This is a genomic window from Leisingera sp. ANG49, assembly GCF_059694505.1.
Window position 1 is genome coordinate 415076 of sequence record NZ_JCATZN010000002.1, and the last position, 16542, is coordinate 431617.

Sequence of the window (16542 nt, forward strand, 5' to 3'; positions counted from 1 at the left end):
GCCGTTCAGGCGGCCTCTGCTTCGCTGCGGCCCAGCTCATGCAGCGAGGCTGCGAGCTTGGCAATTTCCTTGCGCAACGGGTTCTTTGCGGCGGAGACGGCCAGCGGCAGCCCGTGGTCGCAGCTCTGCAGGATCTGCTTGCCGCCGTCGGGCAGCTGCAGATCGATCGAGATGCCCAGGGATTCGGCCATCCGTTTGACCCGGCTTTTGCCGGTGAGATCGGTGAACTTCGGTGCCCGGTTCAGGGCAAAGCGCAGTTTTTCAAACGGCAGGTCCTCGGCCTGCAATGCCCGCTTCAGCCGCAGCGCGTTCTGAGCGGAGCGCATGTCCAGCTCAATCAGCGCGAAATAGACATGCGCCATGTTCAGCACCGTTTCGGACCACTGCACCAGCGTGTGCGGCATGTCGATCACGACAAAGTCAAAATGGCTGCGCGCCAGCCCGATGACGCGGGTGATGTCCTCGGGCGACAAGAGGTCCAGCGGCACCATTTCAGACGGCGCGGTCAGAACCTGCAGCTTTTCCTGGAACGGCAGCAGCGCCTGGCCGAACAGATCCTCGTCCATGCTTTCGGATTCGCTGAGCATTTCCATGACCGCCTCGCGGCGGGGCAGATCGAGGTAGGTGGAGACCGAACCGGCCTGCAGGTCCAGGTCAAGAAGGCAAACGCTGGGCTCTTCCCGCTCGCTGAGCGCGGCAAGTTCCCAGGCGAGGTTGACGGCCATGGTGGTGGATCCAGTGCCGCCGGCCAGCCCGTGGCAGACAATGACCGCGCCTTCGCGCTGGCTGCCGGATTGCAGCTGGTGCGGGTTCTGCGCCACCGGGGGCGGCGGAGCCTGAAGCCGCTCGATGGCCGCCTGCAGCTCCTGCTCCGGCAGCGGATAGGGGACAAATTCGTCAGCTCCCTGGCGCAGCAGCGTATGCAGCGCGGCCGGGGTCACATCTTCGGCGATCAGAATCACCTTGATGCCGCGGGATTTGGCCTGGCTGATGATTTCACCCATCAGCGGCAGGTCGCCTTCGTCGTCGCTGTCGATGGCCAGAGCGATGAATTGCAGGGGTTCCGCTTCTGACTGGCCGAAAAAGGCCAGCGCTTCGGTAAAGCCGAGATCGCCCCAGGCCTCGCCCAGCGCGGCTTCCATATCTTCGATCAGGAGGTCGAAATTCTGCACGTCGCGGCTGACCGTGCAGGCAACAATCGCGGGTGTTTCTGTTTGCGGCATACCGCTGCTCATCGCCATCATCCTTGTTCACTTGGGCGGACCGGGCTTTGGGCACAGTCCGCCTCTTGGAAACAATGTCGGCGGCAATCTAGGCGATATTGGGGCCAAAAATCCCCAAATATGGGGAATTGTTACTAGTTGGTAACCGCTGGAAGGTGCTGAATGCCTACTGCAGCGACCGCGACAGCGACTGCTGTACGCTCAAGGTCGTCTCAGGCACCGCGCTTTCCAGGTACTCGCGGTAGATGATCTGGGCGTATTTGCCGTCCAGCACCGACGGGTGGCGCTTCAGGAAGCCGCTCACCTCGGTGACGGTCCGGCGGTTGCGGCGTTCGCGCTCAGGCGTCGGTATCAGCGGCTGGGTTTCACCGAAGGACACCACGGCCTCCAGCCGGTTGCGGCTGATCCCGCGCGAGACCAGGTAATTCACCGCGGCGCGGGCCCGGCGCAGGCCGAGCGCTTTGTTGTAGGCGTTGCTGCCCACCGCGTCGGTGTGGCCGAAGACCCGGAAACGCACCTCGGGGAACTGCTTGATCCAATGCGCCTGGCGGTCCAGCACCGAACGGGCGGTCTGGTCCAGACGGGAGCTGTCGAAGTCGAAGTTGATGGTGTTCGGGACTTCCTTGGCGAACCGGCTGGCCAGCTGGATCGCATAGTTGCGCTCGCCGCTCATCACCGCCGAATTGTTGAGAGTGGCTTCGCCGAAGGTCGCCTTGCGGTTCAGCTCCAGCCCGGCCTCGCGCTCACAGGCGGCGGCAGTCAGGAGAAGGCCGAGAATTGCAGCGGTTCTGATCATCTGTGCCACTCCTTATCAGTCCAGCACGTAGCCGTAAGAGCCGTTGAAATCCTGCTTGGCCACTTCCGCAGCAGGGCCGTTCTTGGTGCGGGCGGTGCGCCCGAACAGGAACAGGTCCTTTTCGCTGGGCGGCGCAACCCGGTCGGTCGGCAGCGTCAGTGCTTCGCCGCGGGTCGGGGTCACCAGATGGGCGCTGATGATGATGACCAATTCGGTCTGCTCGCGCTGGTAGTCGGCGCTGCGGAACAGCGCGCCCAGTACCGGCACGTCGCCCAGCCAGGGCAGCTGCGAGGAGTTGTCGAGGAATTCGTCGCGGATCAGGCCCGCAATGGCGAAGCTTTCACCGTCGCGCATCTCCACCGTCGTCGAGGTCTCGCGGCGCGAGAAGGCGTCGATGGTCAGGCCGCTCAGTTCCAGCGAGTTGGTGGGGTCGATGGCAGAGACAGCCGCATTCAGTTCCAGATTGATCAGATCGCCGTCCACCACCCGCGGAATGAAGTTCAGCTCAATGCCGAAGGGCTTGAATTCAATGGTGATAACACCGTCTTCCTGGGCGACCGGAACCGGGTATTCGCCGCCGGCCAGGAACTTGGCCTCCTGTCCCGACAGGGCGGAGAGGTTGGGTTCGGCCAGGGTGCGGACAACGCCCTTCTGCTCCAGGGCTTCCAGCAGCAGGCTGACCTGGACGGAGCCTGCGTTAAAGCCGAACAGGAAGGCGCCGGTGTTATCATTGGCGGCGGGGATGTTGCCGGCCAGCGAGTTAGCCAGCGCGCCCGAGGTGTTCAGCGTGTTGACACCGCCGGTGCGGCCGTTGCCGGAGCCGCCGTTGAAGCCGAGCGAGGCGCTGAGCGATTTGGAGACCGAGCGCTGCATTTCGGCAAAGCGGACCTTGAGCATCACCTGCTGCACGCCGCCGACTGACATCAGGTTGCTGACCCGCTCCGGCGCATAGCGCTCTGCCAGGTCCAGCGCCCGTTGCAGCCGGGCGGAGCTGGACACTGTGCCCGAGAGCACAATGCCGTCATTGGCGGTGCGCACCTCGATTTTCTCGTTCGGCAGGATCTGGCGCAAGCGCTGCTTGAATTCCGTGACATCCGCAGCGACCCGGACATCGACGTTGGTGATAAGCCGGCCGGAGCCGTCGAGCAGCGTCAGCGTGGTCAGGCCCGGGGACTTGCCCAGCACATAGATGGTGCGGTCGGAGAGGGAGGAGATGTCAGCAATGCTGGGGTTGGCGATGCTGAGCTCTGCAAAAGGAGTTTCGCTTTCCACCACCACGGCGCGGTTCATAGGCACATCAAGCGTTGCCGATGTGCCCTTCTTCACCACGCGAATAGATTGTGCCGATGCCCCATCAGCATTCGGTATGCCAAAAAGCGAAAGCCCCATCAGGGCCGCCGCCACGAACCGTCGAATTGCCATGTGACCTGCCTTTCCGATCACGCCTCAAAATCCGGGTCTTTTTGCCCGCTCTTTCCTGCACTGTGGTGCAGTTCCCGAATTATTGCAAGAATCAATGGCTTCGGGGCCTTTCCTAAGCGGCAAGCAATGTGGGGCCTTGGCAACAGGCAATTCAGCCGCGCTTCTCTGGGGAAGGCGGCTGAACCTGTTAACACTCTGAGCAAGAATGGAAATCCTAGTTGGTGCAAGGGATCGGAATTTCCACGACCTCGGCGCCGCGGCGGGTGCGGATGGTGCAGACTTTTTCCCTTTCGACCTCCTGCGGTGCCTCGATCGCGCCAAGGCCCAGCAGCTTGCGCTGGTCAACTTCAATCACCGAGGCGACCGTGTCATCGCCTGCGCCGACCAGCGCCAGGGTCAGTTTGCCGGTGCTTTGCGCCTGTGCCAGGGCCGCGACCTGTTCCGGCCGCGCCGCAACTGTGACCGTGCGTGCAATGATCGCACCATCGATGTCGTTGCTGGCCTTCTGATCGACCGCGATCAGTTCGACGTTGGTTTCGATAAGCCGGGTGAATTCACCCTGAGTGGCACCCGCCTGGCTCACCTGTCCGGTCCAATAGATGTCAACCTTGTCGCCTGGACGCAAGAAGCCGGAGACGCCGGAAGACACGTCCACCCGGATTGCAAAGGCGCGCATGCCGCGCTCAAGGCGCGAGGTGATGCCGGCATCTTCTCCGGGCAGGGTTACCTTGCTGGCCATGATCGCTTCATTCTTTTCCATCGTGCGCAGAATGACGCGGGGGGTATCGTCTGCGCCCGGCGGGAACAGCGCTTCCAGGCTGGTGAAAACCCCTTCGGGGAGGCTTTCCTGCGGCCAGCGGACCTGGCGGACGTTTTCCTTGGTCAGCCTGTGGCCGTATTTCAATGTGTCTGTCGCGACAAAGATGTCGACGGTGGGCACCGCTTCCACCCTGGACGCGCGTTCCTGAGCCAGAGCCTGCTGGTATGAGCTGATATATTTTTTCGCCATCATCACGGCGCCGCCGGCCAAAGCGACACCCAGGATGAGAACAAGTCCGAATACTGTACGCATGACGCTCCTTCGGTCATATGGCCCGCCCGGGGCTGAACAATGACTCTGCTGAGGTTCCGGTCATCTTGATGTGCGGCAGGTTCTCCGCAGCTGCCGTGATCGGCAGAACCCAAGATGAAAGCCGCCCGCTGGAGGGCAGGCGGCTTCCATAACTCTCTTAGACGTTAGCCGGACCTTAGGTCGGGTTGTCGCCCAGGCTGTAGGTGGTCGGCACGGAGTTGGTCAGGGCGGTGCCGGTTGCGTCGGCAACGCTGTCCACGCCGCTTGCAACGCTGGTGTAGGCAACGCCCGCCAGAGCGGCGACAGCTGCGGTCAGCACGACCCAGTCAACAGTCACGGCGCCGTCTTCGTCTTTGCGGAAGTTTTTGATGAACTTGATCATGGTATGGTCCCTCCAAAGGATCTCTGAATTTGCTACATCCCGCCGTCGCTCTGGAACCTGCTCTCTCACCTGCTTGGCTCCTGTCCGGCTTGGATGAGTACATATAGCCAGTGCAGCGTGGCAGGATTTGGGCTGAAAGCCGGAAATTACTGCCCAAATTTAACTTTTCGAAAAGAAATGCTGTAACGCTCTGTTTTTGCTCCGTTAAAAAACCGTTACCGGCGGGTGCCCCGTGGTATTTTCGCGCCAGTTGGGGGCAAATATGGCGAATACGCCAGATTCTGGTGCGGAAATGCTGGAATTTGCGGCCCGGTTTCCCGAGTCTCGGGGCAAAAGAAACCAAAGGCAGGCAGAGCAATGTCAGTGCGTGACGCAGTTTTGGCGGTGGCACTATTCGCCTTGCCCCTGGCTGCGCTGGGGCAGGAGGCGCCGAAAGCCTTTCCCGAGTTCGAGGCAAAACGGGTCAAACCGCCGGCGCCGGGAACGGGCAAGCGCATCACTGTGCAGATCGAGCCCGTACCCGAGGCGGAGATTGCGGCACCGGCCGCGCCGGCCGGCGGGGACACGGCTGCTGCGCCGCCTGCCGGGCGGTACGGCTGGTTCTGGGACAAGGTGGCGTCAGGGCTCGAGGGGGCCGGGCCGGGACGGCTGGACGATGCCTTGCAGGCTTTGAACAGCGCCAAGGGGCTGGCGGCGCCGCGGCTGCAGCTGATGCAGGACATCGTCCAGGCGCGCGGGGTGCAGATTCTGACCGAAAGCGTCGGCACGGAGGTGTCGCCGGCGCTGGTGCTGGCGGTGATCGCCGTCGAATCCGCCGGCAAGCCCGATGCGGTCAGTTCCGCCGGTGCGCAGGGGCTGATGCAGCTGATGCCTGATACCGCGGCGCGCTTTGGGGTCAGCGATGCCTTGGAGGCCAAGCAGAATATCTCTGGCGGGGTCCGGTATCTGGATTGGCTGATGAAAGAGTTCGGCGGCGATCCGATGCTGGTGCTGGCCGGATATAACGCGGGTGAGGGCGCGGTGCGCGCGCATCAGGGCGTGCCACCCTTTGCCGAGACACGCGACTACGTGCCCAAGGTGCTGGCTGCCTACCAGGTGGCGCGGGGCCTGTGCATGACACCGCCGCTGTTCCTGTCTGACGGCTGTGTCTTCCGGATGCAGAACTGAAACCGCAGCCGTGCGTTGGCTCAAACGGCCAGTGGCAGGGACAGAGAGGGGGGCGAGCGCCAGCCCGGCGGCGTTGCGCACCTTGCTCCGGGCGGGAAGGCACTCATTCGCAGGGTGTTGCATTCCCAGCGTACGCACCCTTCACGTAATCCTCACCGGCTCCTGCCATACTCCCGAAAGATCGCGATCCCCCAGCCATGGATCCCGCGCGCGGGACCATGATACGAGGCCCAGGCATCTGTGCGGCTGAATGGGCAACACCCCGGAGACCGGCCCTGATAAAAAGGGGGTCGTCCAAGCAAGCTTGTCCGAGCAGGTCCCCCGTGGGGTCTGTCCAACTCCACCCCGGCGGCGCCGCCCCCTTAATTGGGACCTGAGGCACAACCGAACGGAACGAACGAAAAACTGGGACCCGCAAAGACCCGCAAGGAAAAATCGCCAAGGGGAAAATGCCTCCGGCGGCCAAATCTGCTGCGTATCTGGGGGCCTGTGCATGACGCCGCCGCTGGCCCTGCCCGATGGCTATGTGGTCCTGACCCTAAGTGCGCTGAGCCTTTGATGAGGCTGACGCTGCGTTTTTTCGAAAAATTGCTGGTGTCCCTGGCTGCTGGCCTTGTTGCTGCCCCAGTTGACTGATTTCTGACCGGTATTTTCAGACGCTCAAGTCATTGGAGACAGATTTTGGATTTAGGTATTGATCCGTCGGCGGTGGCCGCCGGCTCGCAAGAGCTGACCAGCACATTTGCCATGTTCGGAACTATCGCGTTTGTTGGCTTCTTCGGCAGGATGATTTTTGTTGCCTTTGGCCCCGGCATTGCAAAGTCCAATCCGTTCAAGAACTTCTCAGGCGGCGGCTTCATTCTGCTGGCGGCGGCATTGTTTGCAGGCGGGCTGTATGCCTCCGGCAAGACGACCAAGGCCACCGTGCTGTTCAAACGGCATCTGGTTGACCCGGTTATCGTGACCTGGCTGGGCCGCGACAGCTGCGATCCGGCCGAAGGCAGCTATTGCGTGGTGGTGTTTGAAGACGGGAACGAGAAGATCGTCAATTGGTACAACAAGCGGGTCTATATGTACGAAATCGTCAACCCGCCCGAGGGGGCCGTCTGGCACACGCTGCGGCCGCGCCGGCGGCCTGGCCTGGCCGCCGGAGTTTGACCCGGAAAGCAAAACGGCCCGCCTGTCACAGGCGGGCCGTTTCATTGACAGGAATACGAACCTCAGTTCACGATGGTTGCCTGGGTTGCTGCGCGCAGTTCGTCCTCGCTGACACCATCGGCCGTCTCGACGATCTTCAGGCCGCCGTCCACGACGTCCAGAACGCCCAGGTTGGTGATGATCCGGTCCACCACCGACTTGCCGGTCAGCGGCAGAGTGCATTCCTTCAGCACCTTGCTGTCGCCGTGCTTGTTGGTGTGGTCCATCACTACGATCACGCGGCCAACACCTGCGACCAGGTCCATGGCGCCGCCCATGCCCTTGACCAGCTTGCCCGGGATCATCCAGTTCGCCAGGTCGCCGTTCTCGGCCACTTCCATCGCGCCCAGGATCGCCGCCGCGATCTTGCCGCCGCGGATCATCCCGAAGGAGGTCGCGCTGTCGAAGTAGGAAGTGCGCGCCAGCTCGGTGATGGTCTGCTTGCCCGCGTTGATCAGGTCCGGATCCTCTTCGCCCTCAAAAGGGAAGGGGCCCATGCCCAGCATGCCGTTCTCGGACTGCAGGGTGATGTCCTTGTCGCCAACGTAGTTCGCCACCAGCGTCGGAATGCCGATGCCGAGGTTCACATACATGCCGTCTTCCAGCTCCTGCGCGGCGCGCTCGGCCATTTGGTTGCGGTCCCAAGCCATGGTTCAAGCCTCCTCACGCTTGCGGGTGGTGCGCTGCTCAATGCGTTTCTCGTGCTCGCCCTGGATGATCCGGTGCACGTAGATGCCCGGCAGGTGGATCTGGTCGGGGTCGAGCTCGCCGCGCGGCACGATTTCCTCCACTTCCGCCACGCAGATCTTGCCGCACATGGCGGCGGGCGGGTTGAAGTTGCGGGCGGTCTTGCGGAAGATCAGGTTGCCGGTGTCATCCGCTTTCCAGGCCTTCACGATGGAGAGATCGGCAAAGATGCCTTCCTCCAGGATGTAGGTCTCGCCGTTGAAGTCCTTGTGCTCCTTGCCCTCGGCGATCACGGTACCGACGCCTGTCTTGGTGTAGAAGCCCGGGATGCCGCAGCCGCCGGCGCGCATGCGCTCGGCCAGGGTGCCCTGGGGGTTGAATTCCAGCTCCAGCTCGCCCGACAGGTACTGGCGCATGAATTCCGCGTTCTCGCCCACGTAGGAGGAGATCATCTTCTTCACCTGCTTGGTCTGCAGCAGGATACCGATGCCGAAATCGTCGACGCCTGCGTTGTTGGAGGCAAACGTCAGGTCCTTGGTGCCGGCGTCCTTGATCGCCTGCAGAAGAAGTTCGGGGATGCCGCAGAGGCCGAAGCCCCCCGCGGCGATCAGCATGCCGTCGTGAAGCAGCCCGTCGAGCGCTTCGGCGGCGTTGGCGTAAACCTTTTTCATGGAGTTCTCCCAACAACTACCGTTTGACAGTGGTTCTGACGCCGGGGCGGGCACAAGTCAACGATACGGAGAAGTTTGCGTATTTCTACTGAGCGGCGGGCGGCCGGAACGATCCGGCGGCCCGCCTGGGCCAGGCCGGGTCACGCGGGCAGGGCGTCTTCGGCATATTGCGCCGCGAACTCCGCGCTGGGCGGGATCGGGGTGATCACGTCGATCAGCACGCCGTTCGGGTCCGCAATGATAAAGTGGCGCTGGCCAAAGGCTTCGTCGGTGAGCGGTTTCAGGACCGGCAGGCCCGCGCCGGTCAGCCGGGTGTATTCGGCGGCGGCGTCCTCGACCTCGAAGTTCAGGATGACACCGGCACTGTTGCCGCGCCCGGCTTCGGGAATGGTGGCGTGGGTGCCGTCCAGAACGGCGAGGTTCACGGCGGGATCGGTGCTCGACTGAAGATGGACGTACCAGTCCGATACAAATGCCGGCCGGAAGCCAAAGTGGGTTTGGTAAAATGCGGCGGTGCCAGCGACATCGCTGGTCTGAAGCACCGGGTAGTATTGAGTCACTTTCATGTTGCACCTCTTCTGGAAAACATACAGTCTGTATGTATGTGGAGATAAACATACAGGCTGCATGTATGCAAGGAAGAAATACCCCCGTCCCGAACGCCGAACGCCGGGCCGCCATGCGCGGGCGGCTGATTGCCGCCGCCCGTAATCTGTTTTCGGAGAAAGGCTACGCCGAGACATCGACGCCGGAAGTCGTCAAGGCCGCGGAAGTCACGCGCGGCGCGCTCTATCATCACTTTGATGGAAAGGAGGCGCTGTTCCGCGCTGTTGCCGAGGCCGAGGCCCAGGCAGTTACCCAAGCGATTGAGGCTGCGGCCAAGATGCCGGGCGGGGAGGGGCTGGAGGCTGGCAGCCGGGCGTTCTTTGCCGCAATGGCGGTGCCGGGCCGCGCCCGCATACTGCTGGTGGACGGGCCCGCCGTGCTTGGAGCCGCTGCGATGGACGAAATAGATGCCGGCGGAGGGCGCGGGGCGCTGCGCGCGGGGCTGGCGGCTGCGGGCACCGGCCTGGACGAGGCCGGGCTTGATGCCATTGCGGTGGTGATGTCGGCTGCCTTCGACAGGGCGGCGCTTGCCATTGCCGAAGGCGCTGAGGCTGCGCCCTATGAGGCGGCGATGGCAGCTTTGATGCGCGCCGCCATCGGACCGGAGACTTAGGTCGAGGCTTTCTTGGCGGCAGGCTTCTTTTTGGCGGTGGGCTTTTTTGCCGCTGCCTTTTTCTTGCCGCCCTTCGATGATTTCTCGGCGATCAGCTGCACTGCCATCTCCATGGTCACGTCCTTGGGCTCCACGTCCTTGGGCAGGGTGGCGTTCACCTTCTCCCATTTGACATACGGCCCGTAGCGCCCGTCCATGATATTGATGGCGCCGCCGCTTTCGGGGTGTTCGCCCAGCTCCTTCAGCGGCTTGGCGGCGGCCCGGCTGCCGCGGCGGCCCGGGTTGGCGCGCTTCTCCGCCAGCATCTCGACCGCGCGGTTCATGCCGATCTCAAAGACGTCCAGCGTCTCCTTGAGGTTCACGTAAACCGGCTTTTCCTCATCCGGCAGCTGATGCGCGATATACGGTCCGAAGCGGCCCAGGTTGGACTGAATTACACCGCCATCCGGATGCTGGCCGATCTCACGCGGCAGCGTCAGCAGGGTCAGTGCCTGCTCCAGGGTGATCTCATTTGGTCCCCAGCCGGGCAGGAAGTCCTTGCCCTGTTTGGGCAGCGAGGAGCGCGGCGGCTTCTTGTTCTCGGGCGTGGCCTCACCGCGCTGAACGTAGGGGCCGAAGCGGCCGGATTTCAGGTGGATTTCATCCCCGTCGTCCTCGCCCAGGATGCGTTCGTATCCTTCAGCGCCTTCTCCGGAAATCGGGCGGGTGTAGTTGCATTCCGGGTAGTTGCCGCAGCCGACAAAGCCGCCGGTGCGCGAGGTCTTGAGGTGCAGCTGGCCTGCACCGCATTTCGGGCAGGTGCGCGGGTCGGTGCCATCCTCGCGCGGCGGATAGAGCTGCGGCGCCAGCGCGTCGTCCAGCACATCCAGCACCTCGGTGATGCGCAACTCGGAGGTTTCAGCAATGGCTGCCGAGAAATCCCGCCAGAACTTGCCCAGAAGCTCCTTATAGTCGCCGTCGCCCGCACTCACGTCGTCCAGTTCTTCTTCCAGATTGGCGGTGAACTCGTAACCGACGTATTTACGGAAGAAGTTCAGAAGGAAGATGGTGACGATCCGGCCCTTGTCCTCGGGGAACAGGCGGTTCTTTTCCTTGCGGACGTATTCGCGGTCCTGGATCGTGGTGATCACGGACGCATAGGTCGAGGGGCGGCCGATGCCCAGCTCTTCCATCCGCTTGACCAGCGTTGCCTCGGTATAGCGCGGCGGCGGTTGGGTGTGGTGCTGCAGCGCCAGCACGGCGCCGTCCTCGGATAGGACAGAGGCATCCTTGCCCGCCTTTTCGGCCTGCGCCGCCAGCGAGGACGCGAATTTCAGCGCCTCGCCTTGCATGATCTGCGGCAGGCGCTTGTCGTCCTCATCCGCCACATCGTCGCGGCCTTCCTCGTAAACGCGCATGAAGCCGTCGAACAGCACCACCTGGCCGGTGGCGCGCAGCACGACCTGCTGGTCGCTGGAGCCGATATCGACGGTGGTGCGCTCCAGACGGGCGCCTTCCATCTGGCAGGACAGGGTCCGCTTCCAGATCAGGTCATAGAGCTTGCGCTGGTCGTCGTCCGACACCTTCAGGCTGGCGGCATCGCGGCTCATGTCGGTTGGGCGGATACACTCGTGCGCTTCCTGCGCGTTCTTGGCCTTGTTCTTGTAGATCCTCGGCGAGGACGGCACGTATTCGGCGCCATAGCGCTTTTCAATCTCGGCGCGGGCTTCCTGCACCGCTTCGGGCGCCATGTCGATGCCATCGGTCCGCATATAGGTGATCAGGCCCGCCTCATAGAGCCGCTGCGCTGCGTTCATGGTCTGGCGCGCGCCCATGCCGAACTTGCGGCTGGCTTCCTGCTGCAGGGTCGAGGTCATGAAGGGGGCAGAGGGGTTGCGGGCCGCGGGCTTGGCCTCGACCGACAGCACCGACAGCTGGCGCGAGGCCACGGCCTGCACCGCCATTTCGGCAGCTGTCGAGTTCTTCAGGCTGTATTTGTCGAGCTTGTCGCCGCCCATGACGGTGAGGCGCGCCTCGAACTCCTGGCCGCGGGGGGTGGCCAGCTGGGCGCGCACGGACCAGTATTCCTGCGCGTTGAAGGCCTCGATCTCCATCTCGCGCTCGACGATCAGGCGCAGGCAGACGGATTGCACACGGCCGGCAGAGCGCGCGCCCGGCAGCTTGCGCCACAGGACCGGCGACAGGTTGAAGCCCACGAGGTAGTCCAGCGCGCGGCGGGCCAGATAGGCCTCGACCAGCGGCATGTCGACCTGGCGCGGGTTCTGCATCGCCTCGGTCACCGCCTCCTTGGTGATCGCGTTGAAGGTCACCCGGCTGACGGCGGTGTCCTTCTTGATCGAGCGGCGCTTGGTCAGGGCCTCCTGCAGGTGCCAGCTGATTGCCTCTCCTTCGCGGTCGGGGTCGGTGGCAAGAATCAGCGCATTGTCGTCCTTCAGCGCATCGGCAATCGCCTTCACATGCTTGCGGGAATCGTTTGCGACCTCCCAGGTCATGCCGAAATCATCGTCGGGATCGACCGAGCCGTCCTTGGCCGGCAGGTCGCGCACATGCCCGTAAGACGCCAGAACCGTATAGTCGGAGCCAAGATATTTATTGATTGTTTTTGCTTTGGCCGGGGATTCGACAACTACTACTGGCATAAATTCTGATACCTCTTCGGACCGCTTTGCCGGGTTCTATGGCGGGGCAAGATGTGGGGCGCAAGGGGAGATTGTCAATCCGGGTGCAATGGACGCGGCGCAATTCCTGCCAGCAAGCACCTGTTGCGGAGCTATCGGATACGCGCTGGCTGCAGCGGTTTGCCTGCATCAAAGCAGGGGTCAATCGTCGTCCTCAGGGTAGGCCCGGGACAGCAGGCCGCCCGGTTCGCGGCGGATCGCCCCGTCTAGCTCCAGATCCGTCAATGCAGGCGCGAGGTCCTGCGGCGGCAGGGACAGGTCGCGGATCAGCTGTGTCTCAGAGGTGGGGGAGGGGCCCAGCCTGCCGAGGATCTGCTGGTGCAGGGCGTGGGTCTCCGCCAGGCTGCGCCGTTGCGGCGGCTGCGGCGGCAATGCAGCAAGAGCCTGTTGCGGATCGTCCTGTGTCACCGCCTGCGCGGCCTCCAGCGGCGGCAATGCCTCCATCACGTCGTTTGCGTCCCGGACCAGGGTGGCGCCGTCGCGGATCAGCCGGTTGCAGCCGGAACTGCGGGCATCAAACGGATGGCCGGGTACCGCCAGCACCTCGCGGCCGTAATCCAGCGCATCCCTGGCGGTGATCAGGCTGCCCGACTTGGCGGCGGCCTCCACCACCACCACGGCGCGGGAGATGGCGGCGATGATCCGGTTGCGTTTGGGGAAATCGCGGGCCTGCGGTGTCAGCCCCATCGGCTGTTCCGACAGCCTCAGCCCGGTTTCGCTGATGCCGGCTGCCAGCTTGGCGTTTTCCGCCGGGTAGATCACGTCTGCTCCGCCCGCGAGCACTGCGATGGTGCCGGTTTTCAAAGCTGCCTGATGGGCCGCGGTGTCAATGCCGCGGGCCATTCCGGATACCACCGCATATCCAGCCTCTCCCAGGGAATGTGCCAGAGACCGCGCCATCCGCACTCCCAGTGAGGAAGCATTGCGTGCGCCCACCATCGAGATCATCGGGCGGTCCAGTACCGAAAGATCGCCGATGGCCCAGAGCAGGGGAGGCGCATCCTTCAGTCCCTTCAGCAAGTCGGGGTATTCAGGGTCCGAAATGCACAAAAGCCGCGCTTTGGCGGCCTTTGCGGTCTTGAGTTCGTTGTCCACCGCCTTGGCGGGGCATGTTTCATACCCTTTGATGCCTGCGGAGCGTGCCACTTCGGGCAACGCATCCAGCGCGTTCTGCGCTGAACCATATTCTGCGAGCAGCCGGTGAAATGTCACCGGGCCGACCCGTTTGGAGCGCAAAAGGCGAAGCCAGGAATACCGGGTATCTTCCGTGGTGGGTGGGAGTGGGGGGTGAGTGGAAGAATGTGCTTCTTCGGACATCCGCAGCTCCGCCTGTTTGCAGGACAAGAATTAACCTTGTGGGGGTTAACAGGTGGTGAACAAAACGGCTGGTTCTGGGAATTTTTCGATAATTCACATAACTTATTGCGGGAAAATGATTATTCTTTTGCCGGTGTATATCGCTAGCGGCGGACGGGCCGCGCGCAGAGCGTTCCTGGGTTTACCACTTTTTGCGGGCATTCCCTGGAACGCTTGCGGCTTTCTGGACTAGGCCGCAGAGCCGCCCACCGTCAGACCGCCCATCAGCACCGAGGGCTGGCCGACACCGACAGGAACCCATTGGCCGGCCTTGCCGCAGTTGCCCATGCCGGGGTCCAGTGCCATGTCGTTGCCAAGCCCGCGAATCTGCTTGAGCGCAGTAGCGCCGTCGCCGATCAGCGTGGCGCCCTTGACCGGGGTGCCGACCTTGCCGTCCTTCACACGGTAAGCCTCGGTGCAGGAGAACACGAATTTGCCATTGGTGATGTCCACCTGGCCGCCGCCGAAACCCACCGCCCAGATGCCGTCCTTGATGCCCGCCACCAGATCGCCGGGATCGGCTTCGCCGCCCAGCATGTAGGTGTTGGTCATCCGTGGCATCGGCGCATGGGCATAGCTCTGCCGCCGCCCGTTGCCGGTGGGGGCTACGCCCATCAGCCGCGCGTTCTGGCGGTCCTGCATGAAGCCGACCAGCACGCCGTCCTCGATCAGCGTGGTTTTCTGGCTGGGCGTGCCCTCGTCATCCACGGTGATGGAGCCGCGCCGGTCCGGGATGGTGCCGTCATCCAGCACCGTGACCCCCTTGGCCGCGATCTGCTGGCCCATCAGCCCGGCAAAGGCAGAGGATCCCTTGCGGTTGAAATCGCCCTCCAGCCCGTGGCCGATCGCTTCGTGCAGCAGGATGCCGGGCCAGCCGGGACCCAGCACCACGTCCATCTCGCCGGCCGGAGCAGGGACCGCGTCCAAGTTGACCAGGGCAATGCGCAGCGCCTCCTGCACCTGGGCCTGCCAGTGCTTTGGGTCGACCAGCCCGTCGAGGCCCAGCCGCCCGCCGCCGCCGGCGGAACCGCTTTCGCGGCGGCCGTCCTTCTCGACGATCACCGACACGTTGAGCCGCGCCATCGGACGGGTATCGCGCACCCGCACCCCGTCGGCGCGCAGAATATCCACCTCCTGCAGCGAGGCGGCCAATGACGCGGAAACCTGAACCACGCGTTGATCCAGATCACGCGCATAGGCATCTATTTCGCGCAGCGTCTCCACCTTGACCGGGAACGGCATGGCGCTGATCGGGTCGGCATCGGTGTAGAGCTTCTTGTTGGTGGCCAAGGGCGCGTCCGCATAGGTGCCGCCGCCGCCGCCAACCGCCAGCTTCGCAGTCTCCGCAGCCCGCTGCAGCGAGGCGATGGAGACGTCGGTGGAATGCGCGTAGCCCGCGACATCACCGTTAACAGCCCGCAAACCAAAGCCCTCCGAGGCATCATAGCTGGCGCTGCGCAGGCGCCCGTCATCAAAGGACAGCGCCTCGGATTTGCGCCGTTCGGCAAAGATCTCGCCGTCCTCTGCTCCGCTCAGCGCATCGCGCAGGGTGGCCAGCGCCTCATCCTCCGGAAGCGCGGTTTCAAAGGGACGGAAGGCTGGGTTTTCCATGGCACGGTCCTCAGATTTTTTTGATCTAAATCAAGAAAGCGACGGTTTGACGCTCGCCTGCCTCTTTATCTGCACGCTCGAATATGATTTTAAGCGGCATCAAAGACAACGGGGCAGGTGCGTTTTGTGGAATCGTTGATTCCCCGCATTCGTGCTGCCGCAGGAACATTGCGATCAACCGATCAGGACAGAACATGAAAAACGCTTTGATGCTTTCGGGCCTTTTCGCCGGCCTTTCGAGCCTTCCAGCCATGGCGCAAGAAGGCCTGGAAACCATTGGCAAGCCGGTTGACGGCGGCCTGAACTTCCAGCCGGCCGCCACGTCGCTGATGGAAGGTATCCAGAAACTGGACTACATGATCCTTGTGATCATCACGGTGATCTGCCTGTTCGTCGCGGCCCTGCTGCTGTGGGCGATTGTCCGTTTCAACCGCCGCGCCAACCCGACCCCGGCTAAGTTCACCCACCATACCCCGATTGAAATCGCCTGGACCGTGATCCCGATCCTGGTGCTGGTGTTCATCGGCTCCTTCTCGCTGCCGCAGCTGTTCGCACAGCAGGAAATCCCCGAAGGCGACATCAACATCAAGGTGACCGGCTACCAGTGGTACTGGGGCTATGAGTACACCGACCATGAGTTCGGGTTCGAAAGCTTCCTGCTGCCCAAGGACCAGCTGGCCGCCAACGGCTACGCCGAGGACGAGTACCTGCTGGCCACCGACACCGCCGTTGTCGTGCCCTCGGGCAAGACTATCGTGATGAACGTCACCGCGGCGGACGTGATCCACTCCTGGACCATCCCGGCCTTCGGGGTGAAGCAGGACGGCGTTCCGGGCCGCCTGGCGCAGCTGTGGTTCAAGGTCGACGAGGGCAAGGAAGGCATCTACTTCGGCCAGTGCTCCGAGCTGTGCGGCAAGGACCACGCCTATATGCCGATCACCGTCAAGGTCGTGACCCAGGAAGAGTATGACGCCTGGCTGGAAGGCGCCAAGGAAGAATACGCGGGCATCCCGCAGGCCTACCAGGTCGCCTCCAACTGATAGCTGGCTATATGGAGCTTG

16 protein-coding genes are annotated in these 16542 nt (G+C 63.1%); 5 read left to right on the forward strand and 11 right to left on the reverse strand.

Annotated elements, in window-relative coordinates; translation table 11 throughout:
* Positions 1–5 precede the first annotated feature (5 nt).
* The 5 genes from AC58NV_RS08395 to AC58NV_RS08415 all read right to left on the reverse strand — a co-directional run bounded on the left by AC58NV_RS08395 (position 6) and on the right by AC58NV_RS08415 (position 4895).
* Positions 6–1235, reverse strand: a complete 1230-nt coding sequence (locus AC58NV_RS08395) for a CpaE/TadZ family protein (RefSeq protein WP_497226721.1) — start codon at positions 1233–1235, stop codon at positions 6–8.
* 154 nt (positions 1236–1389) lie between these two features.
* The gene (locus AC58NV_RS08400) at positions 1390–2019 is read right to left on the reverse strand and encodes an OmpA family protein (RefSeq protein WP_497226722.1); all 630 of its coding nucleotides are present in this window, start codon (positions 2017–2019) and stop codon (positions 1390–1392) included.
* A 15-nt stretch (positions 2020–2034) separates the two neighbouring features.
* On the reverse strand, positions 2035–3441 hold the full coding sequence (locus AC58NV_RS08405) for a type II and III secretion system protein family protein (protein ID WP_497226723.1): 1407 nt from the start codon (positions 3439–3441) through the stop codon (positions 2035–2037).
* A 214-nt stretch (positions 3442–3655) separates the two neighbouring features.
* A complete protein-coding gene (gene cpaB, locus AC58NV_RS08410; protein WP_497226724.1) occupies positions 3656–4513 on the reverse strand; it encodes a Flp pilus assembly protein CpaB in 858 nt (285 codons plus the stop codon).
* 175 nt (positions 4514–4688) lie between these two features.
* On the reverse strand, positions 4689–4895 hold the full coding sequence (locus tag AC58NV_RS08415; protein ID WP_019298338.1) for a hypothetical protein: 207 nt from the start codon (positions 4893–4895) through the stop codon (positions 4689–4691).
* A gap of 357 nt (positions 4896–5252) precedes the next feature.
* Here AC58NV_RS08415 and AC58NV_RS08420 point away from each other — a divergent pair, with 357 nt between their 5' ends.
* Together AC58NV_RS08420 and AC58NV_RS08425 are read left to right on the forward strand one after the other, a co-directional pair.
* Positions 5253–6062 (forward strand): lytic transglycosylase domain-containing protein, encoded by an 810-nt coding sequence (locus AC58NV_RS08420; protein WP_497226725.1) that lies wholly within the window; start codon positions 5253–5255, stop codon positions 6060–6062.
* 681 nt (positions 6063–6743) lie between these two features.
* A complete protein-coding gene (locus AC58NV_RS08425) occupies positions 6744–7220 on the forward strand; it encodes a hypothetical protein (RefSeq protein WP_497226726.1) in 477 nt (158 codons plus the stop codon).
* A gap of 62 nt (positions 7221–7282) precedes the next feature.
* On the opposite strand, the gene AC58NV_RS08430 is transcribed toward AC58NV_RS08425, so the two are convergent.
* From AC58NV_RS08430 to AC58NV_RS08440, 3 genes are all read right to left on the reverse strand, one after another.
* Positions 7283–7909, reverse strand: a complete 627-nt coding sequence (locus AC58NV_RS08430) for a CoA transferase subunit B (protein WP_497226727.1) — start codon at positions 7907–7909, stop codon at positions 7283–7285.
* A gap of 3 nt (positions 7910–7912) precedes the next feature.
* Positions 7913–8617: a CoA transferase subunit A gene (locus tag AC58NV_RS08435; RefSeq protein ID WP_260028034.1), complete on the reverse strand. Its 705-nt coding sequence runs from the start codon at positions 8615–8617 to the stop codon at positions 7913–7915.
* 140 nt (positions 8618–8757) lie between these two features.
* Positions 8758–9183 (reverse strand): VOC family protein, encoded by a 426-nt coding sequence (locus AC58NV_RS08440; RefSeq protein WP_497226728.1) that lies wholly within the window; start codon positions 9181–9183, stop codon positions 8758–8760.
* Between the two features lie 65 nt (positions 9184–9248).
* Here AC58NV_RS08440 and AC58NV_RS08445 point away from each other — a divergent pair, with 65 nt between their 5' ends.
* Entirely contained in the window at positions 9249–9836 is a 588-nt protein-coding gene (locus AC58NV_RS08445; RefSeq protein WP_497226729.1) for a TetR/AcrR family transcriptional regulator, read from the forward strand.
* Here AC58NV_RS08445 and topA read toward each other — a convergent pair.
* Entirely contained in the window at positions 9833–12475 is a 2643-nt protein-coding gene (gene topA, locus AC58NV_RS08450) for a type I DNA topoisomerase (protein ID WP_497226730.1), read from the reverse strand. The two genes, AC58NV_RS08445 and topA, sit on opposite strands and share 4 nt — an antisense overlap.
* Before the next feature lie 180 nt (positions 12476–12655).
* Positions 12656–13831 (reverse strand): DNA-processing protein DprA, encoded by a 1176-nt coding sequence (dprA, locus tag AC58NV_RS08455; RefSeq protein WP_497226731.1) that lies wholly within the window; start codon positions 13829–13831, stop codon positions 12656–12658.
* Here dprA and AC58NV_RS08460 point away from each other — a divergent pair.
* On the forward strand, positions 13802–13978 hold the full coding sequence (locus tag AC58NV_RS08460; protein ID WP_497227050.1) for a hypothetical protein: 177 nt from the start codon (positions 13802–13804) through the stop codon (positions 13976–13978). The genes dprA and AC58NV_RS08460 overlap by 30 nt on opposite strands.
* Positions 13979–14059: 81 nt before the next feature.
* Here AC58NV_RS08460 and tldD read toward each other — a convergent pair whose 3' ends face one another.
* On the reverse strand, positions 14060–15481 hold the full coding sequence (gene tldD / locus AC58NV_RS08465) for a metalloprotease TldD (RefSeq protein ID WP_497226732.1): 1422 nt from the start codon (positions 15479–15481) through the stop codon (positions 14060–14062).
* Positions 15482–15675: 194 nt separating this feature from the next.
* Here tldD and coxB point away from each other — a divergent pair, with 194 nt between their 5' ends.
* A complete protein-coding gene (coxB, locus tag AC58NV_RS08470) occupies positions 15676–16521 on the forward strand; it encodes a cytochrome c oxidase subunit II (RefSeq protein WP_497226733.1) in 846 nt (281 codons plus the stop codon).
* The last annotated feature ends 21 nt before the right edge of the window (positions 16522–16542 follow it).

What these genes read in the sequence shown, in the direction of transcription:
- AC58NV_RS08445 (WP_497226729.1), top strand. Translation starts at nt 9,249, where the DNA reads ATGCAAGGAAGAAATACCCCCGTCCCGAACGCCGAACGCCGGGCCGCC.
- AC58NV_RS08400 (WP_497226722.1), bottom strand. Translation starts at nt 2,019, where the DNA reads ATGATCAGAACCGCTGCAATTCTCGGCCTTCTCCTGACTGCCGCCGCC.
- AC58NV_RS08440 (WP_497226728.1), bottom strand. Translation starts at nt 9,183, where the DNA reads ATGAAAGTGACTCAATACTACCCGGTGCTTCAGACCAGCGATGTCGCT.
- topA (WP_497226730.1), bottom strand. Translation starts at nt 12,475, where the DNA reads ATGCCAGTAGTAGTTGTCGAATCCCCGGCCAAAGCAAAAACAATCAAT.
- AC58NV_RS08395 (WP_497226721.1), bottom strand. Translation starts at nt 1,235, where the DNA reads ATGAGCAGCGGTATGCCGCAAACAGAAACACCCGCGATTGTTGCCTGC.
- AC58NV_RS08435 (WP_260028034.1), bottom strand. Translation starts at nt 8,617, where the DNA reads ATGAAAAAGGTTTACGCCAACGCCGCCGAAGCGCTCGACGGGCTGCTT.
- AC58NV_RS08415 (WP_019298338.1), bottom strand. Translation starts at nt 4,895, where the DNA reads ATGATCAAGTTCATCAAAAACTTCCGCAAAGACGAAGACGGCGCCGTG.
- tldD (WP_497226732.1), bottom strand. Translation starts at nt 15,481, where the DNA reads ATGGAAAACCCAGCCTTCCGTCCCTTTGAAACCGCGCTTCCGGAGGAT.
- cpaB (WP_497226724.1), bottom strand. Translation starts at nt 4,513, where the DNA reads ATGCGTACAGTATTCGGACTTGTTCTCATCCTGGGTGTCGCTTTGGCC.
- AC58NV_RS08430 (WP_497226727.1), bottom strand. Translation starts at nt 7,909, where the DNA reads ATGGCTTGGGACCGCAACCAAATGGCCGAGCGCGCCGCGCAGGAGCTG.
- AC58NV_RS08420 (WP_497226725.1), top strand. Translation starts at nt 5,253, where the DNA reads ATGTCAGTGCGTGACGCAGTTTTGGCGGTGGCACTATTCGCCTTGCCC.
- AC58NV_RS08405 (WP_497226723.1), bottom strand. Translation starts at nt 3,441, where the DNA reads ATGGCAATTCGACGGTTCGTGGCGGCGGCCCTGATGGGGCTTTCGCTT.
- dprA (WP_497226731.1), bottom strand. Translation starts at nt 13,831, where the DNA reads ATGTCCGAAGAAGCACATTCTTCCACTCACCCCCCACTCCCACCCACC.
- coxB (WP_497226733.1), top strand. Translation starts at nt 15,676, where the DNA reads ATGAAAAACGCTTTGATGCTTTCGGGCCTTTTCGCCGGCCTTTCGAGC.